The organism is Kocuria sp., assembly GCF_030538595.1.
In the GTDB taxonomy this organism is placed as follows: domain Bacteria; phylum Actinomycetota; class Actinomycetes; order Actinomycetales; family Micrococcaceae; genus Kocuria.
The window spans coordinates 116,661-140,319 of sequence record NZ_JAUNTS010000007.1; the positions used below are offsets into that span (position 1 = coordinate 116,661).

Annotated in this window: 18 protein-coding genes; 9 read left to right on the forward strand and 9 right to left on the reverse strand. The window is 63.6% G+C overall.

Annotation, left to right across the window (positions count from 1 at the left end; genetic code table 11):
• Nucleotides 1–91: 91 nt before the first annotated feature.
• The 3 genes from benC to Q4G32_RS07775 are packed head-to-tail and all read left to right on the forward strand — an operon-like array spanning nucleotide 92 to nucleotide 5,479.
• Nucleotides 92–1,705: a benzoate 1,2-dioxygenase electron transfer component BenC gene (gene benC, locus Q4G32_RS07765; protein ID WP_303350530.1), complete on the forward strand. Its 1,614-nt coding sequence runs from the start codon at nucleotides 92–94 to the stop codon at nucleotides 1,703–1,705.
• Complete coding sequence (locus tag Q4G32_RS07770) at nucleotides 1,702–2,604, forward strand: 1,6-dihydroxycyclohexa-2,4-diene-1-carboxylate dehydrogenase (protein WP_303350531.1); 903 nt, start codon at nucleotides 1,702–1,704, stop codon at nucleotides 2,602–2,604. Before benC ends, Q4G32_RS07770 begins: the two co-directional genes overlap by 4 nt.
• 37 nt (nucleotides 2,605–2,641) lie before the next feature.
• On the forward strand, nucleotides 2,642–5,479 hold the full coding sequence (locus tag Q4G32_RS07775) for a LuxR family transcriptional regulator (protein WP_303350533.1): 2,838 nt from the start codon (nucleotides 2,642–2,644) through the stop codon (nucleotides 5,477–5,479).
• A gap of 76 nt (nucleotides 5,480–5,555) precedes the next feature.
• On the opposite strand, the gene Q4G32_RS07780 is transcribed toward Q4G32_RS07775, so the two are convergent.
• From Q4G32_RS07780 to Q4G32_RS07790, 3 genes are read right to left on the reverse strand one after another with little or no spacing between them, the layout of a single operon-like run.
• Complete coding sequence (locus Q4G32_RS07780; RefSeq protein ID WP_303350535.1) at nucleotides 5,556–6,656, reverse strand: mandelate racemase/muconate lactonizing enzyme family protein; 1,101 nt, start codon at nucleotides 6,654–6,656, stop codon at nucleotides 5,556–5,558.
• 42 nt (nucleotides 6,657–6,698) lie between these two features.
• Nucleotides 6,699–7,610: a LysR substrate-binding domain-containing protein gene (locus Q4G32_RS07785; RefSeq protein WP_303350537.1), complete on the reverse strand. Its 912-nt coding sequence runs from the start codon at nucleotides 7,608–7,610 to the stop codon at nucleotides 6,699–6,701.
• 12 nt (nucleotides 7,611–7,622) lie between these two features.
• Nucleotides 7,623–9,368, reverse strand: a complete 1,746-nt coding sequence (locus tag Q4G32_RS07790; RefSeq protein WP_303350538.1) for a long-chain-fatty-acid--CoA ligase — start codon at nucleotides 9,366–9,368, stop codon at nucleotides 7,623–7,625.
• A 266-nt stretch (nucleotides 9,369–9,634) separates the two neighbouring features.
• On the opposite strand from Q4G32_RS07790, the gene Q4G32_RS07795 reads away from it, so the two are divergent.
• The 4 genes from Q4G32_RS07795 to Q4G32_RS07810 all read left to right on the forward strand — a co-directional run bounded on the left by Q4G32_RS07795 (nucleotide 9,635) and on the right by Q4G32_RS07810 (nucleotide 13,616).
• Nucleotides 9,635–10,351: a LuxR C-terminal-related transcriptional regulator gene (locus Q4G32_RS07795; protein WP_303350539.1), complete on the forward strand. Its 717-nt coding sequence runs from the start codon at nucleotides 9,635–9,637 to the stop codon at nucleotides 10,349–10,351.
• A 93-nt stretch (nucleotides 10,352–10,444) separates the two neighbouring features.
• Nucleotides 10,445–11,746 (forward strand): sensor histidine kinase, encoded by a 1,302-nt coding sequence (locus tag Q4G32_RS07800; RefSeq protein WP_303350540.1) that lies wholly within the window; start codon nucleotides 10,445–10,447, stop codon nucleotides 11,744–11,746.
• A complete protein-coding gene (locus tag Q4G32_RS07805) occupies nucleotides 11,746–12,846 on the forward strand; it encodes a hypothetical protein (protein WP_303350542.1) in 1,101 nt (366 codons plus the stop codon). The genes Q4G32_RS07800 and Q4G32_RS07805 overlap by 1 nt, the downstream gene beginning before the upstream one ends.
• Before the next feature lie 164 nt (nucleotides 12,847–13,010).
• A complete protein-coding gene (locus tag Q4G32_RS07810) occupies nucleotides 13,011–13,616 on the forward strand; it encodes a DNA-3-methyladenine glycosylase I (protein ID WP_303350544.1) in 606 nt (201 codons plus the stop codon).
• Nucleotides 13,617–13,670: 54 nt separating this feature from the next.
• Here Q4G32_RS07810 and Q4G32_RS07815 read toward each other — a convergent pair whose 3' ends face one another.
• The 4 genes from Q4G32_RS07815 to hisC form a co-directional block, all read right to left on the reverse strand.
• On the reverse strand, nucleotides 13,671–15,248 hold the full coding sequence (locus Q4G32_RS07815) for a dihydrolipoamide acetyltransferase family protein (RefSeq protein WP_303350546.1): 1,578 nt from the start codon (nucleotides 15,246–15,248) through the stop codon (nucleotides 13,671–13,673).
• Between the two features lie 71 nt (nucleotides 15,249–15,319).
• The gene (locus Q4G32_RS07820) at nucleotides 15,320–16,318 is read right to left on the reverse strand and encodes an alpha-ketoacid dehydrogenase subunit beta (RefSeq protein ID WP_303350548.1); all 999 of its coding nucleotides are present in this window, start codon (nucleotides 16,316–16,318) and stop codon (nucleotides 15,320–15,322) included.
• Nucleotides 16,319–16,327: 9 nt separating this feature from the next.
• Nucleotides 16,328–17,572, reverse strand: a complete 1,245-nt coding sequence (locus Q4G32_RS07825) for a thiamine pyrophosphate-dependent enzyme (protein WP_303350549.1) — start codon at nucleotides 17,570–17,572, stop codon at nucleotides 16,328–16,330.
• A gap of 104 nt (nucleotides 17,573–17,676) precedes the next feature.
• Nucleotides 17,677–18,792, reverse strand: a complete 1,116-nt coding sequence (hisC, locus tag Q4G32_RS07830; protein ID WP_303350550.1) for a histidinol-phosphate transaminase — start codon at nucleotides 18,790–18,792, stop codon at nucleotides 17,677–17,679.
• A gap of 85 nt (nucleotides 18,793–18,877) precedes the next feature.
• Here hisC and purB point away from each other — a divergent pair, with 85 nt between their 5' ends.
• Entirely contained in the window at nucleotides 18,878–20,365 is a 1,488-nt protein-coding gene (gene purB / locus Q4G32_RS07835) for an adenylosuccinate lyase (protein ID WP_303350551.1), read from the forward strand.
• A 120-nt stretch (nucleotides 20,366–20,485) separates the two neighbouring features.
• On the opposite strand, the gene Q4G32_RS07840 is transcribed toward purB, so the two are convergent.
• Nucleotides 20,486–21,373, reverse strand: a complete 888-nt coding sequence (locus Q4G32_RS07840; RefSeq protein ID WP_303350552.1) for an FAD:protein FMN transferase — start codon at nucleotides 21,371–21,373, stop codon at nucleotides 20,486–20,488.
• 383 nt (nucleotides 21,374–21,756) lie between these two features.
• The gene (locus tag Q4G32_RS07845; protein ID WP_303350553.1) at nucleotides 21,757–22,590 is read right to left on the reverse strand and encodes a di- and tripeptidase; all 834 of its coding nucleotides are present in this window, start codon (nucleotides 22,588–22,590) and stop codon (nucleotides 21,757–21,759) included.
• Nucleotides 22,591–22,806: 216 nt separating this feature from the next.
• Here Q4G32_RS07845 and Q4G32_RS07850 point away from each other — a divergent pair, with 216 nt between their 5' ends.
• Entirely contained in the window at nucleotides 22,807–23,631 is an 825-nt protein-coding gene (locus Q4G32_RS07850; RefSeq protein WP_303350554.1) for a spermidine synthase, read from the forward strand.
• Nucleotides 23,632–23,659 lie beyond the last annotated feature (28 nt).

Genomic DNA, 23,659 nt, shown 5'->3' on the forward strand with positions numbered 1-23,659 from the left:
GGGCAGTGACTGCCCTGAACCGCGGGGTGCGTCGTCCGCCACGAGTGTGCGGCGCGCCCAGAGCGGTTACCCCAAGCTCCAGGAGATTTTCATGGCACATCAAGTAGCACTGAACTTTGAAGACGGCGTCACCAAGGTCATCCGAGTGGGTGATTTTGAGACCGTCATGGACGCGGCCTACAAGGCGCGGATCAACATTCCTTCCGATTGCCGCGACGGCGCCTGCGGCACGTGCAAGTCCTTCTGCGACTCCGGCTCTTTTGATCCGGGGGACTTTGTGGAGGACGCCATGACGGAGGAAGAACTGGAAAAGGGGTACCTGCTGACCTGTCAGGCTCTTCCGGAGTCGGACATGTCCATCAACATCCCGGGAACCTCTGAGGCAGCCAAAACCTCCGCCGCCTCCTTCACCTCCACCATCACCGCCCTGGACAAGCATTCCGATTCCACCATTTCCTTCACCCTGGATGTGGACAACCGCCATGACCTTGCTTTCCTGCCGGGTCAATACGTGAACATCAAGGTTCCGGGCACGCAGGACATACGCTCCTACTCCATGTCCAGCGGACCCAACGTGGAGGCCGCTTCCTTCATGGTTCGCATCACCCCGCAGGGCGCCATGTCCGAGTATCTGCGTGACCGTGCGGCGGTGGGCGACTCCATCGAGTTCTCCGGCCCCTACGGTTCTTTTTTCCTGCGTGAGCCCAAGCGCCCCCTCCTGTTGTTGGCCGGGGGCACCGGGTTGGCCCCGCTGGTCTCCATTCTGGAAAAGCTCGCGGAAAAAGATCCGGGTCAACCGGTCCATCTGATCTACGGGGTCACACACCAGGCCGACATAGTGGGTCTGGACTGGCTGACGGACTACGAATCGCGTTTGAGCCAGTTCACATGGGATCTGATTGCCTCCGAGCAAGGCACTTCCGCGCCGCACACCGGCTACGTCACCCAGATCATTGCCCCGGAACACCTCAACGACGGCGACGTGGACATCTATCTGTGCGGACCCCCGCCCATGGTCAACGCCGTTTCATCCTGGCTGGATGCTGAAGGTCTCCAGCCTGCGAACTTCTACTTTGAACGATTCGCCCCCAAGGACAAGACCGGTGGCGACGCCGAAACGGGTGCCCCCGTACCCGCTGCCACCGTGGCAGCCGAAGGCGAGCAGATCTCCGGGGCGGAAGCAGTGTCCTCCATGCAGACCGGGCGTCTGCAATTTGGAACTGCCGACACCGCAGCACATCTGGATGCGCGTGCGGGACTGGAGAGCGCCGTCGTGCAGCTGATGATCACCAAGATCACCGACGAACAGCTCAACAACTGGGACCGGCTGGCCACTGAGGTGGACGCAACCGTGGAGGCTGGCAGGGTGAGCAACGCACGGGAGTTTGTGCGCACCAATTTTGCGTTCCACGAGTACCTGTTCACGGTGGCCAACAACCCCGTGCTGTTGGAGGCCTACCGCGGTCTGGACACCCAGGGGCAGATGTCTGCCACGATCCAGGACGGATCACCGATCTTTGAGTCCGTGGCGCGGGATCATCACGATCTTGTGGCGGCTTTCAGGGCAAAGGACACGGCTCGGGCGTTGGAGATCGTTCAGGCGCACACCAACGCGGCCAAGGGCACCATGGAGGAAGCCGTGGTGGCGGTGGAAACCGGAACCATGCCCATGGTGACTCCCTCCGCGAACGGCCTGCGCTCATGACCGCCCAGGCACCGGCATCCACCACCGCCGGGGGCACCGGAACCGATGTGTCCGGAATGCCCACCGTGACAGCCGACTCACAAACCCCGGCGCTGATCACACCGGGCAGATTTTCCGGCAAGGCCGTGGTGGTCACCGGTGCTGCGCAGGGCATTGGCCGCGCGGTGGCCGAACGCATCACCGCAGAGGGCGGTGAAGTCCTGTTGGTGGACCGCTCCGAAGTGGTGGAGGACGTGGCCGCTGAGATCAACGATCGCGCCGCGCACACCGAAGGGTACGGCTACGCACTGCCCCTGGGCGGGGTTGACTTGGAAGACCCCGCCGGCTCACAGCACTGTGTTGAGGTGGCGGTCAAGGAGTACGGACGGGTTGACGTGCTGATCAACAACGTGGGCGGCACCATCTGGGCCCGGCCGTTTCAGGAGTACGACGTCCAAAAGATCGACCGGGAAATCCGGCGCTCCCTGTTTCCCACGCTCTACGCCTGCCACGCCGTCTTGCCAGTGATGCTGGAGGCGGGGAGGGGAACCATTGTCAATGTCTCCTCCATTGCCACCGGCGGGATCAATCGTGTGCCCTACGCCGCTGCCAAGGGTGGGATCAACACCTTGACCAAAGCACTGGCCTTGGAGGTGGCCGAATACGGGGTCCGCGTGGTGGCAACGGCCCCCGGCGGCACCTTGGCCCCGCCACGCAAGGTCCAGCGCGGACCGGGCCCTGAAGGTGAGCGGGAGGAAGGCTGGTACCGGGCCATCGTGGAACAAACCGTGGAGTCCTCGTTCATGAAGCGCTACGGGACGTTGGCCGAACAGGCCGCTCCCATTGTTTTCCTGGCTTCTGATGAAGCCTCCTACATCACCGGCTCCGTCCTACCGGTGGGCGGTGGCGACCAGGGCTGACATCGTGACACCTGTCCCGGTGGATACCATCTGGCTCATGGCCGATGAAGCATCCGCGCAAGCACACAGCTACCCCATGGTGGGTCGTGATGCCCAAAAGGCAGCTCTGCGTGAGGTGTTCAAAGAGGTCAAGAAGGGGCATTGCCGCTCAGTGGTGCTCAGCGGTCCGCTGGGCAGCGGTAAGTCCAGGCTCCTGGAGGAGTTCCTGACGGAAATCGGCACCCGTTCCACCACGGTGCTCTCGATCATCGGGGACGAATGGGAATCCTCCCTCAACTTGGCCGGCTACACCCAGCTGATGTCAACGGCACCGCTGCGCAGCTCCAAGGGATTCGACGGCGATGAGCAACCGCCGTCGAAAATCCATGCGGAACTGACCCCGGATCAAGCGGTCAAATACGCGCAGACCTTGCACATCCATCTGGAGCAACTGCAACGCCGCGGCCCCGTTGTGGTGGCGGTGGATGACCTGCAATGGGTGGATGAGGCCACCTTGCGCATTCTGGTGTTCACGGCGCGGCGACTGCACGGCGCCAAGGTGATGTTCCTGTTCACCATGGACACCGAACGCGCTCAGAACCTTCCGGTGGGCGTGCTGGACCATGTGGCCTCGCACCAGATGCGCAAGGTGGTGCTGCCGCCATTGCCCGTGGAAGCCGTGGGCCAGCTGGGACGCCATCTGCTGGGCACGGATCTGGACGTGACCACGCTACGGAACCTGATTGAACACACCGGCGGCCTTCCGTTGCCGCTGGTGGAGCTGATGCAGGAGATTCCGCGGAACTCCTGGCAGGGCAAACTGCCGCAGCTTCCGCCCAGCCAGCGGGTCCGAGCCCGGGTCCGCTCCCAACTGGCCGGTGCCTCAGATCAACTGCTGGCGGTGGCTCAATCGGTTGCGGTACTGGGCGGTGGTGCCGAACTCCAGGCGGTGGCAGAACTGGCGCGGGTCCCGGACGTCCTGGTGGCATTGGATGAAGGGCATGAACTTCAGCTCCTGGTCTTCACGGTGTCTCAGACCCGCAGTTCGGTGACCTTTGCCGACCCGGGAGCGGCACAAGCCGTTTATGACGCCATAGCGCCCACCGTGCGCATGAACCTGCACCGGACGGCCGCCGAGGTGGTCACCGACCCCGGTGTCCAGTTGAGTCACCGGGTGGCTGCCACCCCCGGACCGGATGCTCAGCTGGCGGATGCGCTGGAGGATTACGCCGCGCAGCAGGCCCGCGCCGGCGTATGGTCCGCAGTTGCCACGGCAATGTTGGCCGCCTCCCGGCTCTCCGCCCAGCCACGGCAGCATGATCTGCGGCTGCTGCATGCCGTGGACGCCATGATCGGTTCGGGTGATCTCACCCGTGCGGCCACCTATCTGAGCACCATCGAGTCCTTTCCGTCTTCACCCTTGCGTTCAGCGGTGTTGGGCTATCTGGCCGTGGTCACGGGACAGTTCGCCAGCGCCAGAGCACACCTGGACATGGCCTGGCGCACGGTTCGTCCCGAACACGACGCCGTCACCGCAGCCCGCATTGCCCAACGGCAGATCCTGCACGGCCTGGCCAACTGGGACGGTGAGGCCATGCTGGAATGGGCCCAGCGCACCCGGGAACTGGTGGATCGTGCCGAACCAGTCTGGGTTGAAGCTGAGGCCATTCACGGGCTGGGGTTGTTTGCCAGCCAAGCTGTGGAAGAGGCGGATGCCATCTACCGCACCCGGATGGCAGAAGCAGCCGAAACCGCACAAAAGCAGCGCATTCAGATGGGTTATGCCTGGTTTGCCCTGCGCACTGACGACGTCGAATCCGCTCACCTTCACTTTGAAGCCGCCATCCCCACCGAGTACCGCGGAGGTTCGTTACGCATCTCCCTGTGGGCCGAAGCCTGGCTGGCCCGGTGCCAGCTGGTTCTGGGCGATTGGGATGCTGCGGCAGCCACGATTGCCCGCGCCTCCGTGCGTTTGGAGTCCTCCGGCATGCGGCTCATGCGTCCGCTGTTGTATTGGACGGCTGCCGAGCTTTATGCCATTCGCGGTGATTGGGACCGGGCCCAGCATTACGTCCAGCTGAGCACCGCACCCACGGATGGTTACCGGGCCATGGCTGTTCCATCCGCCTTGGCCCGCGCTCGGTACCATGAGGCGCGGGCGGACTACGAAAGCGCCTATGAGGCCATGTATCCGCTGCTGAGCACCGACCCGCAGACCCGCGAGCGCTCGTCGTTCTGGCCGTGGCAGGACACCATGGTCAATGTGCTGGTCATGACGGACCGGCTGGATGAGGCCCAGGAGTTTTTGGACCGTCACGTTGCCGCGCTCCCCGCCCATGCCGCCGACACGGACCGGGCGCGGATGGCTTGGGCCCGCGGGCGCCTGCAGGCAGCCCGCGGGGAGGCTGAGGAAGCTCGGCTCAGCTTTGAGCAAGCGCTGGAGCATCTGCATTCCCACCACAGGCCATATTTGAAAGCCCGGATCTGCTTTGCCTACGGCCAGAGCATGCGCCGCGCTGGTAAACGCCGCCTGGCTTCTTCCATTCTGCGCACGGCGCGAGAACTCTATGTTGCCCTGGGCGCCACAACCTACGTGGCCCGTTGCGACCGTGAGTTGAAAGCTGCCGGCGTGGACACAGACGCCGGTGTGCTCGGCCACGGATCAGGTACCGACGATCCCCCGTTGAGACAGCACCAGGACACCGTGCAATTGACGGCACAGGAACAAGCGGTGGCGCAGTTTGTGGCACAGGGGGCCACCAACAAAGAGGTGGCGCGCGCCCTGTTCATTGCGGAAAAGACCGTCCAGTATCACCTGACGCGGATCTACGGAAAGTACGGGATCCGCTCCCGTAGCGAGTTGGCCGCCCGCTACCGTTCTGTCCCTTCCCCGTGAGATCACCGCTTGTTGTTGAGAGCACCTGTTGTAGGCGGTGTTCTCAACAACAAGCGGTGATCTCACGGGGAAGGGCTCAGTTCAAGCGGTAGTGCTCCAGCTTCTGCGGGTCGATCTCCGTTCCGGCACCGGGCACAGTGGGTACCGTGATGGCTCCGTCTGCAATCTGCAAAGGCTCCGCCAAGAGGTCATCGGTCATGTCCAGGAAGTTGGACAACTCCCCCGCCCGGCGGGATGTATGGGCCAGCGCAGCACCGAACACCACGGAGGCAACGGTCCCCACCTGGGTGTCAATCTGATTGCCCACATACACATCCACTCCGGCGGCCTCCGCAAATGCCACCACCTTGGCGGATTCGGTGAAGCCCGTCCGGGCGGTTTTCACCGCCAGCATGGAGGCACCCCCGGTCAAGATTTCCCGGGCAGCTTCCCCCATATTGGGGGCTGATTCATCCGCCGTGATGGGGATGGGGGAATTCTTCACCAGACGACGGCGCCCGGTCACCTCCCGGGCATCGTCCGGCTCCTCCAGGAAGGTCAGTCCCAGATCGGCAGTCTGCCGCAAGACTTCCGCCGCCTCATTGGCGCTCCACCCACGGTTGGCATCCATGTAGAGTTCAACCTCTTCACCCAGGCCATCCCGCAGAACGCGGGCAGCCTCTATGTCCAGGTGCAGGGGATGCCTGCCGGTCTTGAGTTTGAACGTGGTGATGCCGTATTGCTCGCGGAAGCTGCGGGCCAGGTCCAGCAGTTCTCCAGCCGGTTTGAACCCCAGCATGTGAGAGACCTTCATCCGGTCCGAATAACCACCCAGCAGTGCGCTGACGGGCTGCCCCAGAATCTTGCCGATGCAGTCCCACATGGCAATGTCCACGGCACCTTTGGCACATTCGTTGTGGACCGTTCGCGCCATCACGGCCTGCGCCTTTTCCCGCTCAAAAACGTTGAGGCCCGTGAGCGCCGGAGCAAAAACATCCTCCACCACGGCCGCAATTGATTTCTGCGTCTCCCCGTAGGTGTAGGGCCGCGGGGGTGCATCCGCCCACCCGACCACGCCGTCGTCGGTGGTGATCTTGACCAGTACGTGATCGGCCACGTGCACGGCCCCGGAGGCAAAGTGCAGGGGGGTCCGGTAAGGGATGGAGTAGGCAATCGCCTCCACGGCCGCAATCTTCATGAGTGAAGTGGCCTTTCATTCAGAGCTGGAGCCAGCGAATTATTATGGATTCAATACTGAATCTCCACTCAGAACATCCTGGGAAATATCAGTAGTGACCAGTGTGACGAAATTGGCCAGAAGTTGCGAGCGTTCTTCGCGTCTCCAGGCAATTGCCAGCTCAACTTCCGGGGCCTGCTCCAGCTCCCGATAGTGCACACCTTCCAGCTGAACTGCCCGCACGCTGGACGGCACCACCGCCACCCCGGCACCGGCCGCCACAAAGGACAGCACCGTGGAAGTTTCATGCGCAATGTGCGCCACTCGGTGTTTGAACCCCGCGCCCCGGCACAGTTCAACGGTTTGGCGGTACACCACGGACCCCGGCGGATAGGTGACAAACTGCTGGTCGGTCAGCTCCGGCATGGACACGGGACGGTCCTCAGCCAGCGGGCTGTGGGCAGGAATCGCCACCATCAGCGGCTCCCGCTGCATGATGCGATACTCAATCTCTTGACTGGTCACGGGCGGCCGCAGGATGGCGGCGTCCAGACTGCGGTCCAGGAGCGCCGACTCCATGTCCGGGGTCAACATTTCTCCGTGCAGCTCCACATTCAGCCCCGGGTAGGCCACCCCAGCCGCCCGCACAATCCGTGGCATCACGCTGTAGGTGGCAGACCCGGAGAAGCCCACGCGCAGCACACCGGTGGCACCGGCCCCCACCTGATACACGTCAGCCTTGAGTGCTTCAACATCGTTGACAATCGCCCGGCCCCGCTCCAGCAGCAACTCACCGGCCGCCGTGAGATCCACACGACGAGTGGTGCGGTCAAAGAGCTTGACCCCCAGGTTCTCCTCCAGCTGCCGGATCTGCTGGGACAGCGGCGGCTGGGCAATGTGCAGACGCTTGGCCGCACGACCGAAATGGCGTTCCTCCGCCACGGCAATGAAGTAGTTGAGTTGACGCAGATCCACAGCTGAACCTCTTTAGCCCTTGTGGCTCAGATCGACCTCGCGCCCCTGTAGGTCTTCCCGGACCAGTCGGCGCTGAATCTTGCCCAGCATGGTCCGCGGCAGGTCCTCCACCTCAATGATGCGGCGGGGCACTTTGTACCGGGTGACCTTTTGGTAGCAGTGCTCACGCAGCGCAGATTCATCAAACCCGTGACCCGCAGCGGGAATCACGGCAGCCACCACTATTTCCGTACCGTCCTGATTCTTCAACCCTACGACGGCGGCGTCCTCCACGGCGTCGTGCATCCGCAACGCGGTCTCCACCTCACTGGGCGCCACGTTGAAGCCACCCGTGATGATGATTTCTTTCAGGCGATCCACCACGGTGATGAAACCGTCGTCATCCACCGTGACAATGTCACCGGTGCGCAACCACCCCTCATGGACGGACTCGGCCGTGGCCTCCGGACGCTTCCAATAGCCCTGGAACACCTGCGGTCCACGCACCCACAGTTCACCCTCCTGGCCTTTGTCCACGTCCACCAGGGTTTCCGGATCAACGGTGCGGATTTCCGTGGAGGGGAAGGGAATGCCGATGGACCCGGCTCGCCGACTGTCATTGAGCGGATTGCAGGAGACCAGGGGCGAACACTCCGTGAGGCCGTAGCCTTCGATCAACATGCCATGCGTGTGCTGCTCCCACTCGTCCACCAGGTGAACCGGAAGCGCCATGGCACCGGAGACGCCCACTGTGATGCCCTCCAGGGACACCCCTTTGGAGTCGGCTGCTTCCATGACTTTCTGGTACACGGGAGGCACCGCCGGCAGCACCGTGGCTCGGTGCTTTTTCATGGCGCCGATGATCAGATCCGGGCGCGGCGTGGGAAAGAGCACCAACGTGGCGCCCAAGGACATGGCAAAGGTCATGCCCAAGGTCAGCCCAAAGGCGTGGAACAGCGGCAGTGCGCCGTACACCACTTCCTTGGAGCCGGAATCCAACCACTCGCGCCCCATCACGGCGTTGGACTCCAGATTGCGGTGGGTCAACATGGCGCCCTTGGGCAGCCCGGTGGTTCCGGAGGTGTACTGCAGCACAGCCAGGTCATGGGCGGTGGGATAGGGGTGATCATGGGCCAGCGGCTCATGATCCAGGAGGTCTTTCCACGGTATGGTGCCCACCGCTGGGGCCGTGAGCCCTGCGCGCTGCTCTTTGAGCTTCTTGACGGGCAGCTTCAACGCCATCCTCATGAGCCGCGGCATGGCGGTGGTGATGTCCACGGAGACAATGTGCTCCAGCCCCAGGTCCTTGGGGAGGGACTGCACCGCAGCGGCGGCCTTGTCCCACACAATGGCCACCTTGGCGCCGTGGTCCTCAAACTGATGCCGCAACTCCGGGGCCGTGTAGAGCGGGTTGTGCTCCACCACCACGGCACCCAAACGCATGGCGGCGTAAAACGCCACAATGTGTTGTGGGCAGTTGGGCAGCACAATGGCCACACGATCCCCGGCCTCCACGCCCAGAGCACGCAGCCCTTCGGCCACCCGCTCCACATCGGCACCCAGGTGCTCATAGGTCACGTCAGCACCAAAAAAACTCACCGCAGCCTTGGCGCCGAACTGGGCCACCGACCGTTCAAACATGTGGCTGAGGGAAGTTTCCGGAAGGTCCAGATCACGGGCCACACCGGCGTCGTAACTGGCCTGCCAGGGCCTGCCTGCCAAAAAGTCCAGGGAGGTGCCGGGGGGCGCGTTGTGGGAGGCTGCATTGTGCTCAGACATGCCCCTGAGCCTACCTGCGGCCCACCATCACTGGTTGGGAGATCACCGGGGCCACACCGGAGCAACTTTGAAGCAATTTCATCTAAGTTGGGGTCACAGCACGTCGTAGCACGTTCGGGCGTCGTATAGTGGGCACTATCCACGAGATCGGATCCACCCGCTTGGGAGGCGGACGGAGCCGTGGGGGCTCGGTGGAGTCGAAGTCTTCGGCACCAGCGGGGCCTCACCACCCCGGCCGGCTCCCCCAATCGACCCGAGGTGTCTTCATGCCGTCCACTCTTGTTGCCGTCGTCGATGATCACGAAGTCGTCCGCGAAGGCATCCGCCTGGTCTCCATGACCTCCCAGGCAGACGTCAAGCTGGTCGGGGCAGCTGCCACTGTGCCCGCACTGCTGGACCAGCTCGGTCGAGATCCGGAGAACGCCGCACTGACGGCTTACGGGGCCAAGCGCATTGAATGTGAGGTTGTTTTGCTGGACCTCTCCCTCACGGACCGCTCCCGCCCGTCCGAAAACGTGGAGAAGCTGCGGCAGGCAGGGATGAAAGTCCTGATCTTCTCCGTGGGTGAGAATGCGGCCCTGATCCGCGAGGCCCTGCGGGCCGGCGCACTGGGGCTGGTTCGCAAGTCAGAGCCCCTGGAACACGCCATTGAAGAGGCCCGCAACATTGCCGAGGGCAAGCCCGTGATCACCAAAGAGCTCGCGGCTGCCATTGACGGCGACGTCGAATTCGCCCGGGCCAATCTTTCACCGCGCGAGCAGGAGACCCTGCGGCTCTACGCCTCCGGTTTTGCCCAGGTCCAGGTGGCCCGGCGCATGGGTATCAAGCAGTCCGCGGTCAAGACCAACATTGACCGCATCCGGGAAAAGTACGCCCGCATTGGACGTCCCGCACCAACCAAGATCGACCTGCGCATCCGCGCGATTGAGGACGGTCTGGTGGAGCCGGAGGCTGATGTGAACACGGTAGAAGTTCGGCTTTGATCCATCCACGCTGATCCGCAACACACCACGGTGCCGCCGACTTCCTCATCGCGGCACCTGGTCTGCCCCGCACGTTAGGGACTCCACACCCTCGTGAGTCACACCGCCATCAACCCCCAGCTCAACTACAAGCGCGTCCCCTCCAGGCTGCGCCGCACCGGGCTGCCCTCCATGACCTCCCCCACAGCGCTGGGGCCTTACGCCTACCGGTTGTTTTGGCTGTGTCAGATCTGCCTGGCGGTTTTTTCCTTCAGCTTGATCATTGAGAGCTTGCCCCGCATGGACCAGCTCGGGGAGAGCTTCTACTCCTGGAGCTTTGGTTTCCTGCTGCTTCATCTGGTCAACACCGTGGTGATGCTCTTTGTGGGAGTCCAGCGCAAGGTGGTGGTATGGCCCCTGGTGGTGCTGGTGGTGTTGGGATTTGCCGCCGTGGTCTGCATGCCGCTGATGACACCGCACAGTGTGGCCACACAGAACCCGTGGATTCCGTCCTTCTTCATGGTGGCTGCCCTGGCCGTGGTGTACGTGTGGGGCACCGCCAGCGCGCTGATCTATGCGGGGGTCTGCACGGCGCTCTACGGCACCTTTTTGGTCGTCTTGGAAAACGGCCTGCCGCAGGGGATGCCCTGGACCGCCACGGTCACGCGCCTGATGTTCATGGTGGTGGCCATCTTGTTGATCGCCACCATTCGCAAGGTGGGTGACAACGCGGACGAGGCCTACAACGACGCCCTGGCCCAGGCCACCGCTTCCAAACGCTCCCACAGCCAGGCAGAGGATCAGGAGCGCCTGGACCGTCTGATCCACGACAACGTGATGGCAGCCCTGCTGGATGCCTCCAGAGCACCCGGTGTGGTGTCCAAGAGAACCAAGGAACTGGCCCAGCGCGCCCTGGGTGTCCTGGCTTTTGAGGAAAAGCGGGCATCCGGTACCGCCACCACTCTGGTCCATGTTTTGGAGGACGAACTCCTGGAAGCACTGACCCCGTGGCGTTCCAGAGTGCGTTTCACCTCCCTCACACCGAACATCCGCCCGGTGGGACAACCCCGAGCCTTTCTGTCCACGGAAATCGCCCAGGCATTGGTCCAAGCCGTCACGGAGGCCGTGGCCAACAGCGCCCGACATTCGGGTGCGGAGGTCACCTACGTGACGGTCAGTGGCGGCTCCTGCCCGCCCACCCCCATCAATCCACAAGGCTTCTACCTGGGTTTTGACATCCAGGATCACGGCCGTGGTTTCCAGATGCGCGGGATGGACGAACGCAGGTTGGGTGTGCGGGTTTCCATTGTGGGCAATGTCCGCAACGTGGGCGGCGACGTCGAGATCAATTCCCCCCTTCACCGCGGCACGCACGTGATGATCACCTGGCCGCGCGATGCAAAGTTGCCGCACTGATGCCGGGGTCGCACAGCAAGGGCTCCTTCAGCACCCGCCTTCGCAGGCGTCTGACGCGGGGGTGGCGCCACCGCCGAGAGGCCGGTGGGTTCGACGCCGCCTTTGAGCACCCGTGGATGTACGCCGCCGGAACCCTCATCTTTGTGCCTCCGGTGGGGGTGGGTCTGTCTCTGATCAATCAGGCGCAGAACTCCAGTGCTCAGATTGCGGCCGTGATCTTCTACTGCATCAGTGTGGTGGTGGCCGTCAAACCGCGCACCTCACGGCACCTGGGGGACCTGTCCACGGTGGTCTCCGCCCTGTTCATGATTCTGTGCGTCAGCGTGTCCTTTGAAGCGCTCTCCCTCACCCGTGAAGCGTGGAGTGCCCCCTGGTATTCGCTGGGGATTCACGGTTATCTGGCCTGCCTGGTGGTGCGCAAGCGCCCCGGATGGGCCTGGGCCATCCTTGCCATCTCCATTGCTCTTGCCGTGACCTACGGTGCCCGCTCAGACGTGGGCCCGTTGTTCGGTGCCCTGATGTTGGCCTCGCTGGTTGGGCTGCTGGTTTCCGCGCAGGTTCTGGTGGCGGAGATGGAACGGTTGTTCACGCGGCGCCGTGAGGCCTGGTCTTTGGGGGTTTCGGCCCGGACCACGGATGAGGAAAATCAGGATGCCGTCAACGCATCCATCCGCCGGGTCCAGGAGGTTCGCCGCATGGCCGGAGGTTTGCTGGAACGGATAGCCCAGGACAATTCACCGGTGACTGAGTACGACATCGTCCAGTTCCGGCTCACGGAAGCTCAACTGCGGGATTCCATTCGTGGGCGTTCCATTGCCAATCCACGTCTGCTGGAGGTCACCCGCAACGCACGGGAGCGGGGGGTCAAGGTGGACATTCTGGATGAACGTGGTGCTGTATTGCCCCCCGCTATCATGGATGTGGTCACGGATCAGGCCATCGAGGTACTGGATGCTGCCACTGCGGGAGCCGTCACCATTCGTGCGTTCCCCCAGGACGACCCCACAGCCGTGTTCATCGTGCATGACCCCGGTGATGACGATTCGGATGCCGTGGCCATTGAGATCGCCCAGCACTCGGGAGAGATTTCGGTCTTCTGAGCAGCCGCTCCGTTTCACCCTTCCACCCCGGACAACGACGACGGCCCGCGCCCGCTCCTCCACAGCCGCACCTCAGCGGGCCCCGGCAAGTGGTTTTCCCCTCAACGGCGCTTTCCTGCGCACTGCGTGCAGACCGATCGCGCGGGTGACCGTAAGGTCCAGCCATGGACACGCAATTTCACCCCGCAGCACCCAGCGAAGCCATGACGACCGCTGGCACCGTCACCCCCATTTTGGACCGCTCCGTGCTGTGCGCGGACGGATTGCCGCGCTGCCCGTGGGCACTGGGCAACTCCGTGATTCTGGCGGATCACGACTCTCGCTGGGGGCAACGTCCCGTTCAGTCAGACCGCTGGTTTGAAGCCCTGGTCCTGGAAATCTTCCAAGCCGGGCTGGCACCCGGCACCGCGCTGGGCCGCCACGGTGCGCTGCAGGAGGCCCTGTACGACTTCCACCCACAACGCTGCGCCACCTTGGACGATGATGACGTGGATGACCTGCTGCTGGATCGGCGTCTGATCCGCAACCGCGCAAAGCTCGTGGCTGTGGTCACGGCAGCGCGGGTCACGCAGGCTTGGGACACGGAGGACTGGCAGGACATCACGGACAGCGCCACGGCGGGAGCTCACTCAGACCTGGAAGCCGCCCGGAACCTTGCCGGACGTTTGCGCGAACTCCACGTTGTCCACGTGGGAGAGGGGATCGCTCGCCATTTCCTGGCCAGAACAGGCTGTATCACGGCCCATGTTCCCGGGTGTCATCGGGGATGAACTCCCGGGAACATGGAGGTGTCAGGTCAAGTCAGGTCAGGTCAGCGCAGTCGGTTAGTCCAGGAGCAGCGCTGGTTCCTCCAGGATTTTTGCCACATCTGCCATGAAGCGCGCGGAGAGGTCCCCATCCACCACTCGATGGTCAAAGGAGCCGCCCAACGTGGTGATCCACCGGGGAATGATCTCCCCTTCCACCACCCATGGCTTTTGCTTGATGGTGCCAAAGGCCACGATGGCGACTTCACCGGGATTGATGATGGGCGTGCCGATGTCGATACCCAAGGAACCGATGTTGGTGATGGAGATGGTGCCGTTTTGCATGTCACCCGGTTGGGTTTTGCCGGCCCGGGCGGTTTTGGTCAGGTCGTCCAGGGCCACGGCCAGTTCACGCAGGGACATCTCCTGGGCGTCCTTGATGTTGGGGACCATCAGTCCACGCGGAGTGGCCGCAGCAATCCCCAGGTTCATGTAGCGCTTGATGATGATTTCGCTGTCCGTCCAGGTGGCATTGACCTGGGGGTTGCGTGCGGTGGCCCAAATGATCGCTTTGGCCAGGATCAGCAAGGGGGTGACTTTCACGCCGTCAAAGTAATCGGCCTCTTTGAGACGTTTGACAAACTCCATGGTCCGGGAGGCATCCACGTCCACAAAGATGGATACGTGCGGTGCGGAGAACGCGCTCTTGACCATGTTCTGAGCCGTGAGCTTACGGACGCCCTTCACGGGAATCCGCTGAGTGCGGTCTCCGGCGCCGGGTGAGTTGCCGGAGACCCAGAAGGATTCGGGGCCATCCGGGATCTCCCGCAGATGGGCGGCGTAAGCCAGAAGATCCCGCTTGGTCACCTGCCCGGAGTCCCCGGTGCCGGTCACATCCGCAAGGTCGATCCCCATTTCCTTGGCCACTTTGCGCACGGGAGGCTTGGCCAGGGCTGGACGCCGGGGTACCTCCGCACCAGCTGCGCCGGCACTGGACACACCAGTCCCAGCGGCTGACTTGCCGGCTTCAGCTGATCCTTCCTGACGTTTGCCACCCAGCCATGCCGGACGGTCCGCCCCGGGCTGGCCCAGTCGCGTGCGGGAGAGCAGGTCCGCAATACCTTCGCCAAAGCTTGGGCGCCCACCGGCGGGGGTGGCTGCGGGCGCGGCAGTCGCCGGTGTGACGGGAGGCTGGGGCTCGGCTTGGGGACGCGGTTTACGACGCCGCCGCAGCACCGGATCCGCTTTGGGCCCCGAACCGACAAGTGCCTGTGCCGCAGCACTGTCCGTGCCCTCCACCGCCTGAGCGTGTGACCCGGCCTTGCCGTCCTGATTGTCACCGGCTCGGGCTGAGGCCCGCGAGGCTTGATCGGCTCCGCCTGTGTAGCCGGGGTCCGGAACGTTACCGGGAGCCTCAGCACTGTCACCGATCACGATGAGCGGGGTACCCACCTCCACGGTGCGGCCTTCATCCACCAAGAGATCCAGGACCGTGCCTTCCCACGGGGATGGCAGTTCCACCAGGGATTTGGCGGTTTCAATTTCCACCAGCACCTGGTCCACCACCACATCTTGACCGGCGGTGACCTTCCAGCTGACGATCTCCGCCTCCGTCAGTCCCTCACCGACGTCGGGGAGGGCAAAAACCTCAGACATTCTTAGGCTCCCTTCGGCTCCATGCCTGCATCCCATGGCGGGGGCAGGCCCATGCGGGCCACTTGCACAGATCAGTACCCAAAAGCTCGCTCCACCGCATCCAGAATCCGGTCCAGGTCCGGGACATAGTGCTCTTCCATCCCGGCGGGTGGATAGGGCAGGTGGTAGCCGCCCACACGCTGCACGGGTGCTTCCAGGCTGTAGAAACAGCGGTCCGTGATCCGAGCCGCGATCTCCGCGCCCAGGCCACCGAACACGGGGGCTTCGTGGGCGATCACCATGCGGCCTGTCCGGTTCACGGAGGCCTCCAGGGTGTCAAAGTCAATGGGGGACAGCGAACGCAGGTCCACCACTTCCACTGAGCGCCCGTCCTGCGCTGCGGCCTCCGCCACGGCCATGGCCACCGGGACCAAGGGGCCCCAGGCCACAAGGGTGAGTCCTTCCCCTTCCCGGACCACTTGCGCGGTGAAGGGGTCCTCCGTGGTGGGGTGGATCAGATCCACCTCTCCCTTGAGCCAGTAGCGGCGCTTAGGCTCCAGGAAGATCACGGGGTCCGGGCTGGCAATGGATTGCTGGATCATCCAGTAGGCGTCCTGCGGTGTGGACGGGGTGACAATACGCAAGCCCGCGGTGTGGGCGAACAGCGCTTCCGGGGATTCGGAGTGATGCTCCACGGAGCCGATCACCCCGCCGTTGGGAATGCGGATGGTGACTGGTACGGGAACATCACCGTCCGAGCGGGCGTGCATCTTGGCCAGCTGGGTGGTGATCTGATTGAAGGCGGGAAAGGTGAAACCGTCGAACTGGATTTCACACACGGGCCGGTAACCACGCATGGCCATGCCAATGGCGGTACCGATGATGCCGGCCTCACCCAGCGGTGTGTCCCGCACACGGTGAGCCCCAAAGTCTCCTTTGAGCCCTTCCGTGATGCGGTACACCCCGCCCAAGGAGCCAATGTCCTCCCCCATCAACAGAACCTTGGGGTCATCTGCAAGGGCGCGGCGCATCCCCAGGTTCAGGGCCTTGGCCATGGTGGTGCGCAGTGTGGATTCGGTGTTCTGACTCATGCTCGCCCCTCAGCCTGCCTGCGCGCCCGACGTGGTGGGGGCGTCGTCGTCCTCGGCCAGGAAGGAATCCTGGTATTCGCGGTACCACCGTCGTTCTTCCTCAACCAGCGGATGCCCGGCTGCGTAAACAACGTCGAATCGCTGGTCCAGGTCCTCCGGCCCGCCGGAGAGGATGGCCGCACGTGTGGTTGTGATCCACTGCGCAGTTTCCTCTTCCAGGTCCGTGAAGAACTGGGCGTCCACGCCGTATTCATTCTCCAGAAGCGCTTTGGTCCGCAGCAGGGGATCCAATTGGGCCCACCGCTCTTCCTCCTCGGTACGCCGATACTTGGTGGGGTCATCCGCCGTGGTGTGGGCGCCCAGCCGGAAGGTTTCGGCCTCGATCATGACCGGCCCGCGGCCTGCCCGGGCCTCTGCCATGGCCCAGCGCGTCACGGCCAGCACCGCCAGGGGATCGTTGCCGTCCACGCGCACCCCTTCAAAGCCGTACCCCGCGGCGCGCGTGGCCAGGGGAACACGGGACTGGGTGGAGAACGGTACGGAGATGGCCCACTGGTTGTTCTGGACAAAAAACACCACGGGGGCATCGTAAGAGGCGGCAAACACCATGGATTCGTGGACTTCACCCTCCGTGGAGGCACCGTCTCCGTAGTACACCAGAACAGCAGCTTCCGGCGGGGCCGGGGTTCCGGCGTCGTGCGCCAGACGTTGATCCTGGGTGATGCCCATGGCGTAGCCCACCGCGTGCGGGACCTGGGCACCCAGCACCAGGGAGTAGATGTGCGTTTTGGTTTCTGATGGTTTCCAGCTGGAGGCCGCGTGACCGCGGAACTGGGTCATCATCTCCCCCGCTGGAATCCCGCGTTCCAGGATCACGGCGTGTTCGCGGTAGGAGGGGAAGACGTAATCTTCCTCCCCCACAGCCCGGGCTGAGCACACCTGCGCCGCCTCTTGGCCGCGCAACGGCGGCCACAGCACCATTTGCCCCTGCCGCTGGAGGGAAGTTGCCATCTCATCCAGCCGGCGGGCCCGGAACATGGAGCGGTACAGACTGCGCACCGTCTGGCCGTCAACATCCTCGACCCACGGGTCAAAACGCGAGTTGGCCCGGCGCTCTCCGGACCGATCCACCAGCTGAACAACGTCCAGCCTCGACTCCACGGTGGCCGGGTGCGCACCGGTGCCGGCGGTGGCGCGGGCATCATGAGGATCCAGCGGCTCCGGCTCCGGGGAGGTGTGTGGCGTTGGTGTCATGTGGACGCCCCCTGAGGTGACAGTGGTCTGACGGTGGCTGCGTACCCAGTTCCGGTTCGCGGAAACCACGGCGCGCAGGTGGCACAGAGTTTGTGCTCAGGAGCTTACGGGACCGGGCTGCTCGGTGCGGAAGGCAACGGGGTGAAGTTTGCGCACACACGCAAGAATCGGTCATTTGCCTCGGGCTCGCCAATGGTGACGCGCACCCCTTCACCCGCAAACCCGCGGACCGAGAGCGCCTGGGCAGCGCACTCCTGCACAAACCGCTGCGTGTCTGCACCCAGATTCAGCCACACAAAATTGGCCTGGGTTGCCGGAACCCAACACCCCAATTGCTGCAACTGTGCTTGCACGCGGTCCCGCTCTGCGGTGATCTTCTCCACCCGCTCACTGACCTGTTCGGGATGTTGCAAAGTTGCCATGGCGGCCACCTGCGCCAGCTCCGTCACGGCAAAAGGAACACTGACTTTGCGCAGCTGCTCCGTGATGGGCTGTTGGGACAGGCTGAAGCCCACCCGGAGCCCCGCCAGACCGTGGGCCTTGGAGAAGGTCCGCAGCGCCACCACGTTGGGATGGGCGCGGTACGTGCGCACACCCTCTGCGACTTCCGGGTCCGACTGGAACTCACGGTAGGCCTCGTCCAGGACCACAACGACGTCGTCAGGAACCTCTGCCAGGAATTCCTCCACTGCGGCCTGGGTCAGGGAGGGGCCGGTGGGGTTGTTCGGTGAGCACAGCAGGATCACCCGCGTGCGCTGCGTGATGGCTTCCAGCATGGCGGTCAAATCATGGGAGCCATCCGCCGTGTTGGGCACCTGGACGTTGGCGGCACCGGCCGTGGTGACCAGGATGGGGTAAGCCTCAAAGGAGCGCCAGGGGTAGAGAACTTCATCGGGCACACCGTCCCGGCCCGTTCCAGCAAAGGCGTTGATGATCTGAGACAGCGCCCCCAGGCTTCCTGCACCCGTGACCACATCTTGTGCTGGCACACCCAGGGCGGTTGAAATCTCATCCCGCAACTGGACCGTGGCCGCATCCGGGTAGCGGTGCACGTTCCCCACAACCTGTGCCATGGCCTCCTGTGCTGCCGGAACCGGCCCCCAGGGGTTTTCATTGGAGGACAGTTTGTAGGCCACCAGACCCTCCACCGGGGTGGGGGGCTTGCCCGCAGCGTAGGCGGGCAACTCTTCCAGGGCGGGGCGGGGACGCAGAGGGCTCATGTGCTCACTGTATCCCCAGGGTAAAACCGGGGTGGGGGTGGCTGTTGGCCCGCGGACCAATCCATCAGGTGGAACAATGTTCTCCATGGCGCAAAGCTCCTCCACCCCAGAGAACACCGCATCCAACGCGAACTCCACCGCAGCAACCCCGGACGCTCCCGGCCCGGACTCCGGGCGGGTCCGTCTGGCGCAGGTTGAACCCCCCGTGGCCCTGGGCGCTCTGGACGGACGCTACCGGCCTGCTGTGGCCGATCTGGTGGATCATCTGTCCGAGGCAGCCCTGAACCGCAACCGCATCCACGTGGAAGTCGAGTGGTTCATCCACCTGTGCCGTCACGACGTCCTCCCGGGGCTGCCGTCACTGACCTCCGAACAGGTGGACGGTTTGCGCCGAATTGTCACCGACTTTGACGCCGCAGCCATCTCCGAATTGAGCCAGATCGAGGCCGTCACCGTCCATGACGTCAAGGCCGTGGAGTACTTCATCGGCCGCAGGCTGGCGGCCTTGGGTCTGGAGGAACTGAAGCCGCTGGTGCACTTTGCATGCACCTCCGAGGACATCAACAACTTGGCGTATGCGGTGGGCATCCGCGACGCGATTGTGGACGTGTGGCTTCCCGCCGCCCGCGATCTGATCGAGCAGATTGCCACCATGGCCCGCAACAGCGCACAGGTGCCCATGCTCTCCCGGACCCACGGTCAACCGGCAACACCCACCACCCTGGGCAAAGAACTGGCGGTGTTCGCTCACCGTCTCTCCCGGCAGGTCAACCGAGTGGCGGCCACTGAGTTCCTGGGCAAGATCAACGGGGCAACCGGTACCTACGCCGCCCACAGCGTGGCCGCACCGCAAGCCGACTGGCAGCTGATTTCACGGGAGTTTGTCACGGGCCTGGGGCTGAGCTGGAATCCGCTGACCACCCAGATCGAGTCCCATGACTGGCAGGCTGAGCTGTACGCGGACATGGCCCGCTTCAACCGGATTCTGCACAACCTCTGCACGGATGTGTGGTCCTACATTTCCATCGGATTTTTCCGTCAGGTTCCGGTGGCCGGCGCCACGGGTTCCTCCACCATGCCGCACAAGGTCAACCCCATCCGGTTCGAGAACGCGGAGGCCAATCTGGAGATCTCCTGCTCCCTGCTGGACACCCTGGGGGCCACTCTGGTGACCTCCCGCTGGCAGCGTGATCTCACGGATTCCTCCTCCCAGCGCAATATCGGCACGGCCTGTGGCCACAGCTTGTTGGCCATCTCCAATGTGGCCAAGGGGCTGGAGCGTCTGGACGTGGCCGACGACGTCATGGCCGCCGACCTCGAAGCCAACTGGGAGGTTTTGGGGGAGGCCATCCAAACAGTCATGCGTGCCGAGGCCCTGGCGGGCATCCCGGGCATGGATGATCCCTATGAACGGCTCAAAGACCTGACCCGCGGCCACCGCGTGGACAGAGCACGGATGCAGGAGTTCGTGGCCGAGCTGGGACTCAGTGCACCGGCTGAACAGCGCCTCAGCGCACTGAGTCCCGCCAGCTACACGGGTTTGGCAAGCGCCTTGGTCGATCACCTGGACTGAGTCAGCGCATCATCGCGTGTGTGCCCCGTGGGCCGCAGGACCGCAGGGGCACACACGCGATGATGTATTGCACCCGCTGCACTGCTCTGTATCGCCGCATCCAGGGACGGGACGGCAAACTCAGGATTCTCGCGGAACCCATCCGGGAGTCCGCAGACGACGACGCAGCGGTGTGCCACCCCGCGGACCCACAAATTCGGCCTGCCCCCCGGCCCGCACGATGTGCTCAAAGGTGGAATCGCCCAAGCGCTGTGCCATGAGCGCGAAGGTCACAGCCTGGATGGCGTCCTCAGCTCCCACTGCGGCACGATCCCACCACGGCCCACCGGCATGGGGCACGTGCTCAATGCCGGCCTGGGAATCGGTGTGCTCCGGCAGAGCCTCAAAACTTCCAGGCTGTAGGACGGCAAAGGACCGTAGCCCGCAACGCAAGGGCGGTTGCAGTGCGGCGTACTCCTGTGACAGTGCCTCCCCAATTTCCCAAGCCGCGCCCACGCTCACGACGGCGGGGCCCACCACCACGGCCAAACTGGCCGCCGGATCTTGCACGATCACCTGAGCCACAATTTCCTCTGCAGCCCAGGCACAGCCGATGTTCCACAGGTCCAGCACGGTGCCGCGCCGAACGTGAAGGACACGGTGGTCGGCGTCGAAGAAATAGGGTGCGTGCCCGCGCCAATCCTGCTGGCCACCTGTGGGGGCAACATCACCGGAAATACCCACCACGGGGTCCACCAGTCCACCGCTGACGCGTGCTGCTTCTTGTGCGTGCAGGAGGATTGCTGCCAGCGCGGAAGAGACTTCAGTGGTGAGTTGATCGTGAGCGGCCAAGGTGTTGATGGTGGCCAATTCCGAATCCAGGCGATCCCGGTCAACGGCTGCAGCCAGGGACTCCAAAGTTTCGGCGGCAACACTGCACGCAATGAGCCGAGTGAGCGAATCCGTTGCGTGCACGGCCTTTGTGGCATTCAGCAGCCGGCTGCTACGGCGTATCGCGGGGATGGTCATGCTGGGTCCTCTACAGGGGGGGTGAGGATGGGTGGATCGTGGAGTCACGGCTGAAACCGTTTCAGAGGCACCTCCCGATTGATCCCCTGAGACCCCAATTACTGCATCAGACCAGAAGATACCGAACTTGGAACTTCCTGGGAAGACCAGGGTTGCATACGGGTACGTGATGTAACCAACTCGTAGGTATACGCGTAATCTAAGTGGCTGACCTGCATGAATATGCCTGATAGGTACCTATACGTATGAATAGATCAACACTTACAGCGTGTTAAGTAGCCCGTAGGGGTCCGCATCCACCGCGGAAGGGCACAAAAAAGCCGGGACGGGTGGCGCCATGAAGCACCACCCGCCCCGACTACTCAGGGAACTCCCAGTTAGATTCAGGATTCCTTGTCAGGTGCGGACCCGGTCAACTCACCCGCTGGGGCATCTTCAGCAGCACGACGCCGTCCACGCCGCTTGCCGCGGCTCTTGCTGTCATCGAACTTGGGTGCACGGTCAACCTCAGCCAACACCGGGGGGAAGGTGGCGCTGAGATCGCCGAAAGCCTCACGGGTGGCCTTCACCACGGCGCGGGCCAAGGCATAGTTGGCACCCCCGCCCACCACCGCGCCAATACCAAACGGCAGCGCACGGCCGAGGAAGGCACCAGACTGCCGCTTCAAAAAGCGCTTGATGAACATGTTGCGCAGCGTGCGCGTCACAGTTGCGCCCTGGCCGGCACCCGAGCCCAGCATCAGACCCCAGTTGCTGGTAGCCAGTCCGGCATTGCCACCTTTGGCCAGCACCTGACCCATGAGCGCCTGCCCGTCCTCACCGAGCATCAAGGCCATGACCATGGCCCGAGTCTTGTCCGGATCCTCCGTGGAGACTCCGTGCAATTCGGCTATCGACTGCGCATAGAGGGCAGTCATTTCCAGGTACGCCCCCACGGATGCTGCGGAAACCCCCAAAGAGGCAACGGTGCCGATCCCCGGAACCATGGCCACCCCGCCGGTGGCGCCGCCACCAGCTGTCACGGCACGGACGTAGTGCTTCTCCAACCGCTTTGCAATTTGAGTGGGACTTTCCTCCGGGTGTTGCCGCCGCAAGCGCTTGACCCAGTGCAGGACCACGGGGCGCTGGACTCGCAAGGTGGTCTCCAAAAAAGTGGAGGTTGCCTGAGTGGGCTTCCCGGAATCATCGAATGCGTGCTTGATGGGGTCAAAAACCACGAAGAACTCCTCCAATTGAGATCACCGATTCAGTGACCACGTTACGAGATTAGCTGCACGCGGTCACACGGCACGTGGGATCACGATATTCCAGAATTAATCAGCACACTGTGCGGTTCGCGTGCAGCGGAGTCCGGTTCGCGCCAGCTCGCACGCCGCCGGACCACCACGGTGGCCTAACATCACACGTACCATCCGTAGCCCACCGGGAGAGTTGTGCCAGATTCCAGGACGCCGCCACCTGTCCACCGCTTCCTCAAGGATCTTGATGCCGTGGCTGCCGTGGAATACCACCCCGCAACCCGCGGATGGATCTTGAGCATTGGCGGCGCCGAACAATCGCACGTGGACTTGGCCAATCCGCACCGGGTCTTTTATGAATATCTGCACCGAACAGCCAACCTGGTGGACCTTGCCGCTGCACCATCGGCCGCTGTTCGTGCTCTTCACCTGGGTGGCGGAGCCATGACCCTGCCGCGCTACATAGCTGCCACGCGCCCCGGATCTCAACAGATCGTGGTGGAGCTGGCCCGCGAGCTGCCAGACTTTGTCACCACGCATCTACCCCTTCCTGCGGGCAGCAGGATAGAGGTGGTGATCGGAGATGCCCGTGCCGCCCTTCCGTCCCTGCGGGACACCGCCGTCACACCGGCTGACTTGGTGGTACTGGACGTATTTGCGGGAAGTGACGCCCCGGAGCATTTACGCGAACCCGCGTTCTACCGGGAGGTCAAAGCGCTGATGGCACCGCACGGCCTCCTGGCGGTCAACGTGGGTGATGATCCGGGACTGAAGTTTTTTCAGGAACAGGCACGTGTGCTCGGGGCCAGCGGTCCCCATGGCGAACCACCGGTGTTTGCCGAGCTCTGGTGCCTGACGGAGGCTTCCATGCTGACCGCCCAGAAGGCCGGAAATCTCATTCTGGTGGCCGGAAGAAACCCGTTACCGCCTCAGTGGCGGGAGGAACTTCAGGCCGCAGGTCCACATCCAGCGGCGGTCTTGGACAGCTGGGAGCTGGCGCAGTGGCTCGCGGAGCTCTGACAGCACCAGCGTTGCTGGGGAAGCCTCA

Coding starts and splice junctions, on each gene's coding strand:
- benC (WP_303350530.1), top strand. CDS start 92: ATGGCACATCAAGTAGCACTGAACTTTGAAGACGGCGTCACCAAGGTC.
- Q4G32_RS07770 (WP_303350531.1), top strand. CDS start 1,702: ATGACCGCCCAGGCACCGGCATCCACCACCGCCGGGGGCACCGGAACC.
- Q4G32_RS07775 (WP_303350533.1), top strand. CDS start 2,642: ATGGCCGATGAAGCATCCGCGCAAGCACACAGCTACCCCATGGTGGGT.
- Q4G32_RS07780 (WP_303350535.1), bottom strand. CDS start 6,656: ATGAAGATTGCGGCCGTGGAGGCGATTGCCTACTCCATCCCTTACCGG.
- Q4G32_RS07790 (WP_303350538.1), bottom strand. CDS start 9,368: ATGTCTGAGCACAATGCAGCCTCCCACAACGCGCCCCCCGGCACCTCC.
- Q4G32_RS07795 (WP_303350539.1), top strand. CDS start 9,635: ATGCCGTCCACTCTTGTTGCCGTCGTCGATGATCACGAAGTCGTCCGC.
- Q4G32_RS07805 (WP_303350542.1), top strand. CDS start 11,746: ATGCCGGGGTCGCACAGCAAGGGCTCCTTCAGCACCCGCCTTCGCAGG.
- Q4G32_RS07810 (WP_303350544.1), top strand. CDS start 13,011: ATGGACACGCAATTTCACCCCGCAGCACCCAGCGAAGCCATGACGACC.
- Q4G32_RS07815 (WP_303350546.1), bottom strand. CDS start 15,248: ATGTCTGAGGTTTTTGCCCTCCCCGACGTCGGTGAGGGACTGACGGAG.
- Q4G32_RS07820 (WP_303350548.1), bottom strand. CDS start 16,318: ATGAGTCAGAACACCGAATCCACACTGCGCACCACCATGGCCAAGGCC.
- Q4G32_RS07825 (WP_303350549.1), bottom strand. CDS start 17,572: ATGACACCAACGCCACACACCTCCCCGGAGCCGGAGCCGCTGGATCCT.
- hisC (WP_303350550.1), bottom strand. CDS start 18,792: ATGAGCCCTCTGCGTCCCCGCCCCGCCCTGGAAGAGTTGCCCGCCTAC.
- purB (WP_303350551.1), top strand. CDS start 18,878: ATGGCGCAAAGCTCCTCCACCCCAGAGAACACCGCATCCAACGCGAAC.
- Q4G32_RS07840 (WP_303350552.1), bottom strand. CDS start 21,373: ATGACCATCCCCGCGATACGCCGTAGCAGCCGGCTGCTGAATGCCACA.